The sequence below is a fragment of the Rhodococcus sp. B50 genome (assembly GCF_013602415.1).
Taxonomy (GTDB): domain Bacteria; phylum Actinomycetota; class Actinomycetes; order Mycobacteriales; family Mycobacteriaceae; genus Rhodococcus.
In genome coordinates this window covers 3517260-3529931 of the sequence record NZ_WPAG02000002.1, presented here as the reverse complement: position 1 = coordinate 3529931, position 12672 = coordinate 3517260, and the positions used below count along the sequence as shown (strand labels likewise).

At 66.5% G+C, this 12672-nt stretch carries 12 protein-coding genes; 6 read left to right on the top strand and 6 right to left on the bottom strand.

Translation table 11 applies throughout. The features are described from left to right. Positions 1 to 35 precede the first annotated feature (35 nt). Both GON09_RS16670 and GON09_RS16665 read right to left on the bottom strand, forming a co-directional pair. Positions 36 to 797 carry a decaprenylphospho-beta-D-erythro-pentofuranosid-2-ulose 2-reductase gene (locus tag GON09_RS16670; RefSeq protein WP_213932749.1) on the bottom strand — a complete coding sequence of 254 codons (762 nt, stop codon included), beginning with the start codon at positions 795 to 797 and terminating at the stop codon, positions 36 to 38. Next, a complete protein-coding gene (locus GON09_RS16665; protein WP_213932748.1) occupies positions 797 to 2221 on the bottom strand; it encodes an FAD-binding oxidoreductase in 1425 nt (474 codons plus the stop codon). Before GON09_RS16665 ends, GON09_RS16670 begins: the two co-directional genes overlap by 1 nt. A 40-nt stretch (positions 2222 to 2261) precedes the next feature. Here GON09_RS16665 and GON09_RS16660 point away from each other — a divergent pair, with 40 nt between their 5' ends. Both GON09_RS16660 and GON09_RS16655 read left to right on the top strand, forming a co-directional pair. Next, entirely contained in the window at positions 2262 to 2774 is a 513-nt protein-coding gene (locus GON09_RS16660) for a GtrA family protein (RefSeq protein WP_244866612.1), read from the top strand. Positions 2775 to 2868: 94 nt separating this feature from the next. After that, positions 2869 to 3744: a DUF559 domain-containing protein gene (locus GON09_RS16655; RefSeq protein ID WP_213932747.1), complete on the top strand. Its 876-nt coding sequence runs from the start codon at positions 2869 to 2871 to the stop codon at positions 3742 to 3744. A 47-nt stretch (positions 3745 to 3791) separates the two neighbouring features. On the opposite strand, the gene GON09_RS16650 is transcribed toward GON09_RS16655, so the two are convergent. The 3 genes from GON09_RS16650 to rfbA all read right to left on the bottom strand — a co-directional run bounded on the left by GON09_RS16650 (position 3792) and on the right by rfbA (position 5785). Beyond that, complete coding sequence (locus GON09_RS16650) at positions 3792 to 4235, bottom strand: hypothetical protein (protein WP_213932746.1); 444 nt, start codon at positions 4233 to 4235, stop codon at positions 3792 to 3794. A gap of 92 nt (positions 4236 to 4327) precedes the next feature. Next, positions 4328 to 4909: a dTDP-4-dehydrorhamnose 3,5-epimerase gene (gene rfbC / locus GON09_RS16645; protein ID WP_213932745.1), complete on the bottom strand. Its 582-nt coding sequence runs from the start codon at positions 4907 to 4909 to the stop codon at positions 4328 to 4330. Continuing rightward, positions 4910 to 5785: a glucose-1-phosphate thymidylyltransferase RfbA gene (rfbA, locus tag GON09_RS16640; protein ID WP_213932744.1), complete on the bottom strand. Its 876-nt coding sequence runs from the start codon at positions 5783 to 5785 to the stop codon at positions 4910 to 4912. It abuts the gene before it with no gap. 33 nt (positions 5786 to 5818) lie between these two features. Here rfbA and rfbB point away from each other — a divergent pair, with 33 nt between their 5' ends. The 3 genes from rfbB (at position 5819) to GON09_RS16625 (ending at position 10383) form a co-directional block, all read left to right on the top strand. Further along, the gene (gene rfbB / locus GON09_RS16635; protein ID WP_213932743.1) at positions 5819 to 6826 is read left to right on the top strand and encodes a dTDP-glucose 4,6-dehydratase; all 1008 of its coding nucleotides are present in this window, start codon (positions 5819 to 5821) and stop codon (positions 6824 to 6826) included. Positions 6827 to 6969: 143 nt separating this feature from the next. Beyond that, the gene (locus GON09_RS16630) at positions 6970 to 8874 is read left to right on the top strand and encodes a glycosyltransferase (RefSeq protein ID WP_213932742.1); all 1905 of its coding nucleotides are present in this window, start codon (positions 6970 to 6972) and stop codon (positions 8872 to 8874) included. Between the two features lie 3 nt (positions 8875 to 8877). Beyond that, on the top strand, positions 8878 to 10383 hold the full coding sequence (locus GON09_RS16625) for a glycosyltransferase family 39 protein (protein WP_213932741.1): 1506 nt from the start codon (positions 8878 to 8880) through the stop codon (positions 10381 to 10383). On the opposite strand, the gene wzm is transcribed toward GON09_RS16625, so the two are convergent. After that, on the bottom strand, positions 10371 to 11219 hold the full coding sequence (gene wzm / locus GON09_RS16620) for a galactan export ABC transporter permease subunit Wzm/RfbD (protein ID WP_213932740.1): 849 nt from the start codon (positions 11217 to 11219) through the stop codon (positions 10371 to 10373). The genes GON09_RS16625 and wzm overlap by 13 nt on opposite strands. Positions 11220 to 11407: 188 nt before the next feature. On the opposite strand from wzm, the gene GON09_RS16615 reads away from it, so the two are divergent. Further along, entirely contained in the window at positions 11408 to 12655 is a 1248-nt protein-coding gene (locus GON09_RS16615) for an amidohydrolase (protein ID WP_213932739.1), read from the top strand. Positions 12656 to 12672: the final 17 nt, after the last annotated feature.

Here is a 12672-nt window from a genome sequence, read left to right as displayed (position 1 = left end):
GATCGGGTCCGGCGGGGCAGCGGGGTGCACGACTGTCAGATCGGCAGCTTGCGGAAGATCGCGCGCGGCAGGTGGCGCAGCACGATCATCACGAACCGGAAGGTTCCCGGCGCCCAGACGATCTCCTTGCCGCGATCGGAGGCCGCGACCGCGAGCTTTGCGACGTCTTCCTTGTTCACGGTGAGCGGGGCTTCGTCGACGTGCGCGCTGAACTGCGTGCGCACCTGGCCGGGGCGCACGACGGTCACGCGCGCACCGAACGGCCGCAGTGCCTCACCGAGTCCGAGGTAGAAGCCGTCGAGACCTGCCTTGGTGGAGCCGTAGACGAAGTTGGCGCGCTTCACGCGCTCGCCTGCGACGGACGACATCGCGATGATGCGGCCGAAGCCCTGCGCCTTCATCTTCTCGCCCACCAGCACACCCACGGAGACGGCGGCGGTGTAGTTGACCTCCGCGACCCGCACGGCCTTGCTCTGGTTCTGCCACAGCTCCTCGGCGTCGGCGTCGAGGCCGAAGGCGACGATCGTGATGTCGACGTCGCCGTCCTTCCACGCCTGGTCGATGACGGCGGGGTGGCTGGCGGTGTCGAGTGCGTCGAAGTCGATCAGGTCGACCTGCGTCGCACCCGCGGTCTTCGCCTGGGCGACGGCGTCCTCACGGCGCGGGTCGCCGGGCAGGGCCGCGAGGATCACGCGAGCCGGTGCCTTGCGCAGGTACTCCTCGACGATGGCCAGGCCGATCTCGGAGGTGCCACCGAGCAGCAGCAGGGTCTGGGGATTGCCGACGGCATTGATCATCAGTGGAGTTCCAACCTTCTGGACATATCGGAGGCGAAGACGTTCGTGGGGTCGACGGAGCGGCGCACCTTCAACCACTCGTCGATCCGCGGGTACATGGCGTGGAAGGTCGCCGCGTCTGTCCGCGAATCCTTCGCGGTGTAGAGGCGACCACCGAATTCGAGGACCCGCTTGTCGAGCTCGCGCACGAACTCGTTCAGTCCCGGCTTGATCCGGAAGTCGACGCAGATGTTCCAGCCGGGGATGGGGAAGCTGAGCGGAGCCTTGTTCCCCTCACCGAACAGCTTGAACACGTTGAGGAACGAGTGATGTCCCGACGCCTGGATGTCGCGGATGATCTTCTTGAACTCCTCGACCGCTTCCGGCGGCACCACGAACTGGTACTGCAGGAAGCCGTTGGGTCCGTAGCCGCGGTTCCACTCCCCGAACAGGTCGAGCGGGTGGTAGAACGCCGTCAGATTCTGAACCTGATTGTCGGCATTCTTCGTCTTCCGGTAGTACAGCTCACCGATCACCGAGAAGTTGAACTTGTTGGCCAGCCCGTTCGGGAACACGTCGGGCAGGGTCAGCAACGTCGGCGCGTCGAACTTGAGCGGGTCCTTCTGCAGCTTCTTCGGCAGCTGGTCGAGCTTCGCGAGGTTGCCTCGCGAGACTGCGGCGCGGCCGAGCTTCGGCTCCGGCGAGATGGCGTCGAACCACGCGCTGGAGTAGTCGTAGTTCGCTTCCGAACCATCGCTGTGCAGGGCGATCGTCTCGTCGAGCGACTCGGTGCGGCGACTGTCGGCGATGAAGTACGCCGTCTCCGTGGGGGTCATCTCGATGGTCGCGCGCAGGATGATGCCTGTCAGGCCCATACCGCCCACGGTCGCCCAGAACAGCTTCGCATTGCGTCCGGTGGGCGTGCACGTGCGGACCTGACCGTCGGCGGTGAGCAGATCGATGGACCGCACATGGTTGCCGAAGCTGCCCGCGCTGTGGTGGTTCTTGCCGTGGATGTCGGCACCGATCGCACCACCGATGGTGACCTGGCGTGTGCCCGGCAGGACGGGAACCCACAGACCGAACGGCAGCGCGGCGCGCATGAGCTGGTCGAGGCTCACGCCACCGTCCACCACGACCTTGCGGGAGTCGCGGTCGATGCTGTGGATCTTGTTCAGCGCCGTCATATCGACGACGAGCCCGCCGGCGTTCTGCGCGGGATCGCCGTAAGAGCGCCCGAGCCCGCGTGCGATCACACCGCGACGCAGGTGCGACGGCTTCGCCTCGTTGTCTTCCGCGACTCGCGCAACGGCCTTCGCGATCACTTCGACGTCGGGAGTGGACAGCACCTCTGCGGTGGTCGGCGCGGTGCGCCCCCAGCCGGTCAGGGTGCGGGTCTGGGTGGGGAGCGGCTCGCTCGCCTGCTCCGTAGCTGTCGTGGACATCGGGATAAAGGCTACCCGTGTGTCCTGGTCACCCGGCAAGATGCTGTTCCTCACGGGCGTTACCCTCGTCTGCGTGCCGGAATCCCACGACCATGTGCAGCCGCTGCCGGAGCACCACGCCCCACTGGCTCCCGAACTGCCGTTGACCGATTCGACGGCCGACGAAGCGCTGGACCTGAAGACGCAGCTCACGCGGTTCGTCCTGACCGGCGGATTCTCGGCGATCGTCGACTACGGCCTGTACGTCCTGCTCATGGCGTTGGGTGTGACCCGCGACGCCGCGAAAGCCCTGTCGTTCGTGGCCGGCACCACCACCGCTTACCTGATCAACCGCCGCTGGACCTTCAAGGCCCCGCCCAGTCGTGTCCGTTTCGCTGCCGTGGTGGTCCTGTACGCCGTGACCTTCGCCGCACAGGTCGGCATCAACCGTGTACTCAACGAATCCCTCGGCGACGAGTGGTGGGTCACCCCCTTCGCCTTCGTGGTCGCCCAGGGCACCGCGACGGTGATCAACTTCGTCGTCCAGCGGGTCGTGATCTTCCGCCTCCGATGACCGATTTGGTTGGTTCGACGGCGGTATGCGCGGTTGATCCAACCAAATCGCACAGGTGGGGAACCGTTCGGAAGCCTGTGGCGTCGAACCGGATATGTCACGCTCCCGAGCGCACGCGATCATGGCCCGGCAGGACGGTGTCGTCACCCGAGATCAGGCCGTGAGATGCGGACTGAGCATCGCGATCATCGACCATTACGTGCGATCCGGCGAATGGGTCTCCCTGGCGCCCGGTATCTACCTGCGCGCCGACCGGGAGCGTACTCCGTCGGTGCATTTGCGCACCGCGGTCTACAGCGCGGGACGTGCGGCGACGGCATGGGGTCCGAGCGCCGCGTGGTGGCACGGCATCCTCGACAGGCCTCCCGCCCGTTACTTCGTCACCGTCCCACACGGGCGGGCGATTGTGAGGAACGGGAATGTGCACCTCCGTCGCAGGGACCTGCCCGCCGACGACATCGTGACCGTGCGCGGGCTGCGGGTCACAGGTGTACCTCTCACGGTGTTGGAGGCAGCGGTCGAACTGAAGGAGGGTTCCGTCCTCATGGATAGAGCACTTCAACGACACACGTCATTGGCTCTGCTGGAGCGGTCCCACCGCCGGAATCCGGGACGTCGTGGGTCGCGCGCTGCGGAGAAATTGTTGTGCACCGCCCGGGACGGCGGGCACTCCCAGGCTGAACGCATCTTCCATCGGCTGCTACGTCAGGCAGGGCTCACCGGCTGGCGTGCACACGTGATGAGCTGTGGATACGAGATCGACGTCGCGTTCGAGGCCGAACGGGTGGCGATAGAGATCGACGGATGGGCGTGGCATCGCGACGCAGACCGTCACCGCCACGACATCGAAAGACAGAACGTCCTGATCAACGCAGGATGGCACGTTCTGCGATTCACCTGGCACATGTTGACGCAGGACCCGGGCGGCGTCGTACGCCGGATCCGTGCGGCACTCGGCCGCACCCGATGATCTGGTTGTTCCGACCGCGCTGAACGCCGTCGGAACAACCAGATCTGCTATCGGGCGGTCCAGTTGGCGACGCCACGAACGGCGGTGACGCTGACGTTGCCGTCGATGGTGACGTATGCCGAGATCTCCCCGGCACCCGTTTCCGAGGGGAGCAGAGTGCTGTTGGCACGTACCTTCCCGCGCTCACCTGTGGTCTCGTTGTGCCAGTGCACGGTGCAGGGGCAGAACGGTGATCCGATTCCCCCGATCCAGAACGGCAGTTCGGGAGAGGCGGGGTCGGTTCGGAGCACGACCGGCGCATCGATGAACGGGGTTGCGTTGCCGGCATACCCGCTCGAACCCGTATCGAGGTGCAGACCCACCGTATTGGTGAACGTGGTCCAGTTCGAGTCCGCGGAAGCGGTGGGAGTTCCGGCAACAGCGAGGCCGGCGGTAACGGCGGCTGCGACGCCGACGCTCGCTACCCGTCCGAGGGCGGTATTCAACTTCACGGTCGGATCCTGTCTCTTCGGTATGTCGGTGCGGAAGCGCTGCTCTGGCTATCGGCAAGAGTCCCAAGATGTTACGAACCGGTGGCTGATCCCTATACGTGCGGGAGACGGCCCGCTTCGCGGGCATCGGCAAGGGTGGGTGCCACCCGGTCCTTCGCGGACAACTCGTATTCGAGCGGACTCCCATCGGCACCTGTTGTGGGCCAATCGATCCCGATCTCCGGATCGAGGGGATGCACTTCGTGCTCGCGGTCGGGGTTGTAGCCCGTCGAGCACAGGTAGACAACGGTCGAGTTGTCCTCGAGGGCGAGGAAACCGTGACCGAGGCCCTCGGACAGGAAGATCGCGCGACGGTCCGTCGTATCGAGCAGCACCGAATCCCACTGCCCGAAGGTCGGCGAATCGACCCGCAGGTCGACGACGACGTCGAGCACCGACCCCGACACGCACGTGACGTACTTCGCCTGTCCCGGAGGCACATCCGCGTAGTGGATGCCGCGTAGCACCCCGGCGGCGGAGACCGAGCAGTTCGCCTGCGCCAACTGCAGGGGCCGGCCGGACGCGTCGGTGAAACTCTCCTGCTTGAACCATTCGAGGAACACGCCCCGGTCGTCGCCGAACTGTTTCGGCGTGACCTCCCACGCCCCGGCGATCGCGAGCTCGCGGTACTGCACCTACCGGTCCTTTCCTCGTTCGAGCAGATCGAGCAGATAGCTGCCGTATCCCGACTTCACCAGCGGCTGCGCTGCGGCGCGCAGTTGTTCGTCGTCGATGAACCCGAGGCGCCACGCGACCTCCTCGGGCGCGCCGATCTTCAGTCCCTGGCGCTGTTCGATGGTGCGCACGTAGTTCGACGCGTCGAGCAGAGAGTCGAAGGTGCCGGTGTCGAGCCAGGCGGTGCCGCGCGGCAGCACCTCGACCTGCAGTTTCCCCGCCTCCAGGTAGGTGCGGTTGACGTCGGTGATCTCCAGCTCGCCCCGCGCCGACGGCTTCAATCCTCGGGCGATCTCGACGACGTCGTTGTCGTAGAAGTACAGCCCCGGCACCGCGAAATTCGACTTCGGGTCGTCGGGTTTCTCCTCGAGCGACAGGGCGCGACCGGTGGAGTCGAACTCGATCACCCCGTAGGCCGACGGCTCGGACACCCGGTACGCGAACACCGCACCGCCGTCGACGTGGGCGAAGCGCTTGAGCTGGGTGCCGAGGCCGGGGCCGTAGAAGATGTTGTCGCCGAGGATCAATGCGACCGGCTCGGTGCCGATGTGGTCGGCACCGAGGACGAATGCCTGCGCCAAACCGTCGGGCGACTGTTGGATCGTGTAGGTGATGTTCACCCCGAACTGGGAGCCGTCGCCGAGCAACCACCGGAACTGTTCGGCGTCGTGCGGGGTGGTGATCATGAGGATGTCGCGGATCCCGGCGAGCATGAGCGTCGACAGCGGGTAGTAGATCATCGGCTTGTCGTAGACGGGCACGAGCTGCTTGCTGACGCCCTGGGTGATCGGATGCAGACGCGAGCCCGTCCCACCCGCGAGGATGATTCCGCGCATGTCGGACAGTCTCGCATGAGTAGGCTTGCCCCAATGAGGCTGCTCGTCACCGGTGGTGCCGGTTTCATCGGCGCGAACTTCGTCCATCAGACCGTCGGGGAACGACCCGACACGCAGGTCACCGTGCTCGACAAGCTCACCTACGCCGGCAACCGCGCCTCCCTCGACCCCGTCGCCGACAAGATCACCTTCGTCGAAGGCGACATCGCCGACGCCGAGCTGGTCGACCGGCTCGTCGCCGGCACCGATCTGGTGGTGCACTTCGCCGCCGAATCCCACAACGACAACTCGCTGGCCAACCCCGCGCCGTTCGTGCACACCAACCTCGTGGGCACCTTCACCCTGCTCGAGGCCGTCCGCACGCACGACGTGCGCTATCACCACATCTCCACCGACGAGGTCTACGGCGACCTGCCACTGAACGATCCGATCAAGTTCACCGAGGCCACCGCCTACAACCCGTCGAGTCCCTACTCGTCGACCAAGGCCGGCTCGGATCTGTTGGTGCGCGCCTGGGTGCGTTCGTTCGGCGTCCGCGCGACCCTGTCCAACTGCTCCAACAACTACGGCCCCTACCAGCACGTGGAGAAGTTCATCCCCCGCCAGATCACCAACGTGCTCACCGGCGTGCGACCGAAGCTGTACGGCACCGGCGCCAACGTGCGCGACTGGATCCACGTCGACGACCACAACAGCGCGGTGTGGACGATCATCGAACGCGGGCAGATCGGCGAGACCTATCTGATCGGCGCGGACGGCGAGACCGACAACCGCACCGTCGTCGAAACCGTCCTCGAGCTGTGCGGCAAGGACACGACCGCGTTCGATTTCGTCACCGACCGCCCCGGCCACGACCTGCGGTACGCCATCGATGCGACCCGCCTGCGCACCGAACTGGGCTGGCAGCCCCGCTACCGCGACTTCCGTGAGGGCCTGGCCGCCACCATCGACTGGTACCGCGCCAACGAGCAGTGGTGGACGCCACAGAAACGGGCCACCGAGGCCGCCTACAGCCGCACCGAACGCGTTCTGGGCAGATAATCTGCGCCGTTCGGGGTGATCCCGGCACAATTCGCGAATGGGTCGAAACACTGGTGCACGACGCACACAACCGTGGAGCTCCTGTTTCCGCTGCTACTGTCGCATCGAAAACAGCGGACCGACCACGAGCGGGGAGTAGCCCGATGGAGCAGGCAGCTGCCGGCGACACAAGCACGATCGGACACGATGCGGACACGCTGGACGAGGTTCTCACCGAACCGGTCCGCCGTGATCGGCTGATCGTTCAGCGCGGCGTCTTCGCATCTCTGTCGCCGCGCGTGCCGGAGAAGATGTACGTCCACACGAAGGGCGACGCCGCGTCCGACCGTTACGGGCTGCAGCTCGCCGACGGCGCGACCGCCCACACCAACACCTATTTCGGGCGTTTTCCCGCGACGTTCTGGCAGCGCTGGACCGACGTGAAGACGGTGAACCTGCAGCTCACCTACGGCTGCTCCGGTACCGCGAAGTTCACCGTGTGGGCGTCCGACGCCCGTGGACGCGAGAGGATCGTGACGGTCGAGACGGTGTCGGGTTCGGGTGAACTCGACCTCGAACTCCCCATCGAGCGGTTCGTCGACGGTGGTGCGATGTGGTTCTCCATCGATGCCAGTAACGGATCGGTGCTCGTCTCCGACGCGCGCTGGACGGTTGCCGCACCCGAGCACCTGCGACCCGCTGCCGTCGTCATCTGCACGTTCAACCGCGCCGACGACTGCACCGTCACCGTGGGCACCCTCGCTTCGGACGACGGGGCGATGGCCGACATCGAAGCGGTGTGCATCGTCGACCAGGGCACCGATCAGGTGCGCTCGCGCTCGGCGTTCGCCGAGGTCGCCGACAAGCTGGGCGACAAGCTCATCTACCTGACCCAGCCGAATCTCGGTGGCGCGGGTGGCTTCTCGCGTGGCATGTACGAGATCACCGGGTCCGCCAAGGCCGAGCACGCCAACGTCATCGTCATGGACGACGACATCCTGTGCGAACCCGAATCGGTATTGCGTCTCAACGCTTTCGCGAACATGACGGTGCAGCCGACGATCGTCGGCGCCCAGATGCTGTCGCTGAGCAACCCGCAGGTCCTGCACGTCTCGGCCGAGCGCGAGGTGCTCGACGAGATCACCGCCGGCGCACTGACTCCGGGTGCGCGTATGGGCATCGACCTCGTGAAGAAGAAGCAGGACATGCGTTTCGACGCCGGCTGGAACGGCTGGTGGACCTGCCTGCTGCCCGCCGAGATCATCGCCGACTGCGGTCTGCCCATCCCGCTGTTCTTCCAGTGGGACGACATCGAATACGGCATCCGCGCCCGGTATGCGGGTCACCCCACGGTCACCCTGCCCAATGCGGGTGTGTGGCACGCGGACTTCTACCTCAAGGACTACGACGACTGGGCGCGCTACTTCAGCATCCGCAACGGTTTGATCGTCTCGTCCATCTACGGGCGCTTCGACGGCAACGACATGTCGAAGTACCTGTTCCGCAAGATCAGTGAGCTCATCGTCTCGATGCAGTACGGTCTTGCCGCGACTTTCATCAAGGCTGCGGAGGACTTCCTCGCCGGACCGGACTTCCTCTACGACGGCGGACAGTCCGTGCTGAAGGAACTGCGCGACCTGCGCGACCGGTATCCCGAGACGAAGCCGCTGCCGGCCGCGCAGGTGGGCAAGGAATCCGATCCTCATACGCAGATGTCGGTGTGGGAGTTCGAGCCCGACAAGAAGCGCGAGGGCCTGGTGCTGCTCAAGCGTGCCGTGCAGCAGTTCGCCGGCAAGGTCGATCGCCGGACGGTCACCGTTCCCGCGCACTTCGCGTCGTGGTGGCATGTGTCGTTGTTCGACAAGGCCGTCGTCACCGACGCCTCGCAGAACGCGGTGCGGGTGCGTCACCGCGACAAGGACACCGCCGTCGACCTCGCGAAGCAGGCCGCGAAGGTGTGCTGGCAGCTCCGCAAGGAAGCGCCCCGGATGAAGACGGTCTGGCAGGAGGCGCTGCCCAAGCTCACGAGCCGGGAGAACTGGGCGCGGCTGTACGGCATCGACGGGTAGACCGTGAGGGCATGGTCGCTTCCCCTGCTGATCGGGGTTGCGACCGTGCTCGTCGCGGGGGCGTTCTCGTGGGTGCCCTCGCTGTGGTGGGACGAGGCCGCAACGATCTCGAGCGCCGACCGGCCCGTCGAGGGGCTGCTCCGCGTCCACACCCGGATCGACGCCGTACACGGCCTCCACAACCTTCTGCTGCACTACTGGTTCTCCCTCGTGGGCGTCGACGAGTTCACCGCCCGCCTGCCGGGTGTGCTCGCGCTCGGGGTGGGTGCCGCCGCCGTCACTGCGACCGGCCAGGCGCTGGCGGGCCGTCGCGTGGCGGTCGCTGCCGGGGTGCTGTTCGCCCTGTCGCCGAGGGTGACCTGGGCAGCCACCGAAGCCCGGTCCTATGCGTTCGCTGCGGCACTGGTCGCGGTGTTGTCGCTGCTGGTCGCGTTCGGCTGCACGACCGGCCGTAGACGCTGGTGGGCGCTCTACGCCGTCGTCCTGCCGGTCGCGACGGTGATGTTCGTGTACTCCGCGACGGTCGTCGTCGCGCATCTTCTCACCGTGCTCGTCCGTGGTCGTGGGCGCGTCGCGTTCCTGCTGTCCGCAGGTGTGGGCGCGGCCTTGTCGACATCGTTTGTGCTGCTCGCCTACGCGCAGGCCGAGCAGGTCGCGTGGATTCCGCCGCTCGACTCGACGATCATCCGCACCATCGCCCTCGACCAGTGGTTCCCCCGAGCGCCGTGGACGGCCGTGCTGTGCGCGGCGATCATCGTCGCCGGTGTGATCGTCGCTGCTCGTCGCGGCGTGGCACCGGGGGAGCGCACTCTGCTGTGGCTTGCGGTACCGGGCTTCGCCGTGCCGATGGCGTTGCTGCTCGGGTACTCGCTGCTCGCCGACAACATGTACCTCGACCGCTATCTCTCGTTCACCGTTCCCGCGATGGTGCTGCTCGTAGGCTGGGCCGCAGCCCGTGTTGCGACGCGCTGGTGGTCGGCGCTGGTGGTGTTCACGGCGGTTGCCGTCAGTGTCGCCCCCGCCTACGTGCAGCAGCGACAGCCGTTCGGCAAGCCCGGCGGGATGGACTACAGCGTGATCGCCGACCGGCTCGTCGAACGTTCCGAACCCGGCGACTGCGTCGCGTTCGAACCACGCGTCTCGTGGGCGCCCACCTCACTGCGTGCGGTTGCCGATGCCCGGCCCGACGCGGTGGAGGGCCTCGACGACGTGGGGCTCGGATACGACGCTGTCGACCGTGTCGACTTGTGGTCGACCGACGCCCCGCCGGCGGAGCTCGCCGAGCGTGCGGCGGCGCGGTGCGAGGTGCTATGGGTGATCGCCGACGGCGAGCGCGCGACCGGCTTCCGGGTGTTGCACCCGAACAACGTGTGGTGGCGGTTCGACCCCCACCGGTTCACCGACACCGAGACCTACCGGGCGCTAGAGTCCGTCGGTTTCCGGATCACCGACAGGGAGCCGATCCACCGCTCGCAGTTGATCCGGCTCGAACCGGCTCAGACCCAGTAGGCGACGCGCGACCGGTAGTTGCGCATCGCGAGCAAAGCCACACCCCAGCCGACGACGGTGATGATCAGGACGATGACCCAGTGGTAGAGCTGCTGGTCGCCGCCGAGGAGCGGGGTCCGCACGATGTCGAGGAAGTGGTACAGCGGGTTGAGCTCGGCGATCCGCGCGCGGTCCTCGTTGCCGGTGCCTTCGAGGGTCTTCTCGGTCCAGATGATCGGCGTCATGAAGAACAGCAGCTGGACGATGCTGCCGAGCAGTGGCGCGATGTCGCGGTAGCGGGTTGCGAGGATGCCGAACACCAGTGACACCCACACCGCGTTGATCGCGATCAGGGCCAGGCCGGGTATCGCCGCCAACGCCGTCCAATGCAGCTGACGTGGGAAGACGATGAAGATGCCGATGTAGATGACGATATTGTGCGCGAACAGGATCATCTGCCGCCACACCAGCCGGTAGACGTGCACGCTCAGCGGGGTGGGCAACTGTTTGATCAGGCCCTCGTTGGACATGAACACGTCCGCGCCCTCGAGGATCGACCCCTGGATCAGATTCCAGATGATGAAGCCGAGTGCGACGTACGGCAGGAACTCCGGGACGTCGAGGTTGAACAGCGTGCCGTAGAGCACACCCATCGCGATTGCCGACACACCCGTGGCGATCGTGATCCAGAACGGGCCGAGCACCGACCGGCGGTAGCGCTGCTTGATGTCCTGCCAGCCGAGCAGCAACCACAGTTCGCGGTGGTTGAAGCCTTCGCGCAGATCCTGGAACGCACGCCGGAACGAGCGTGAGGACGACTCGATGGGTTCATCGTCGACGGTGAGGGCATCAGACACGGATCCCGAGCCTACCCGCGGCGGAAATGTGACCTGCCGGGGCGCGGGGTGAGCGGGACTCCCACCGGATGCGCAGGTCCTGTCGATCTTGCACGATTTTCTCGACGAAAACTGCACGCCGGTGTCGATCGCGGTCCGGTGCGGTATCCGGACCGTGGCACTACCGATCCGACCACCGGGGAGACATCATGACGCTTGCTCTGCAGGGTCTGGACGAGATCCGCGCGGACCAGGAGAACTTCTACCGCGACCTGCACGCCCATCCGGAGTTGTCGCATCAGGAGACGCGCACCGCGGCCGAGGTGGCCGCACGATTGCAGGCCGCGGGGTGCGAGGTGCACACCGATGTGGGCGGCACGGGCGTGGTGGGCGTTCTGCAGAACGGGGACGGCCCCGGTGTGCTGCTGCGCGCCGATATGGACGCACTGCCTGTCCGGGAGAAGACAGGTCTGCACTACGCCAGCGCGGCGACGGCGACGGACGCGGACGGTAACGAGACTCCTGTCATGCACGCGTGCGGGCACGACGTGCACGTCGCGTGCCTGGTCGGCGCGGTGGAACTGCTGGCCCGGTCCACCGAGCAGTGGAGGGGCAGGCTCGTCGCGGTGTTCCAGCCCGGGGAGGAGGTCGCGGACGGCGCGCGGCGCATGGTGGACGACGGACTCGCCCGGATCGCCGGGAAGGTCGACGTGGCGCTGTGCCAGCACGTGCTCGCCTTTCCCGCCGGTCTCGTCGGTACGCGCAGCGGCCCGACCCTCTCGGCCGCCGACAGCATGCGCATCACCGTCCACGGCCGAGGCGCGCACGGGTCGATGCCGCAGGCATCCGTCGACCCGGTCGTGCTCGCCGCCATGATCGTCATCAGGCTGCAGACGATCGTCGCCCGCGAGACACAGCCCGGCGAGCCGGCGGTGCTTACCGTCGGCAGTGTCCAGGCCGGGACGAAGAGCAACGTCATCCCGGACGAGGCGACGATCCTGCTCAACATCCGCACCTACGACGAGAACACCCGCCGCTCGATTCTCGCCGCCGTGAAGCGGATCGTCGTCGCCGAGTGCGAGGCGTCCCGCTCGCCGCGACCCCCCGAGTTCGAACTGTTCGACCAGTACCCGATGACGGACAACGACCCCGTGGTCACCGCGAAGGTCGCTGCGGCGTTTGCCGATCACTTCGGGGACGACGCCGGCGAACTTCCGCTGCAGACGGCGAGCGAGGATTTCAGCGACATCCCGCGTGCCCTCGGCATTCCTTACACCTACTGGGGGATCGGTGGCGTCGATCCCGATCTCTACCGGCAGGCCGAAATCGAAGGACGCATCGCCGACGATGTACCGGTCAACCACTCGGCGACGTTCGCCCCGTTGATCCAGCCGACTCTCGACACCGGGACGACAGCGCTGGTCGTCGCTGCGCGAACGTTCCTGGAAGACGCGTGACGAGCGGAGGCCTCGCG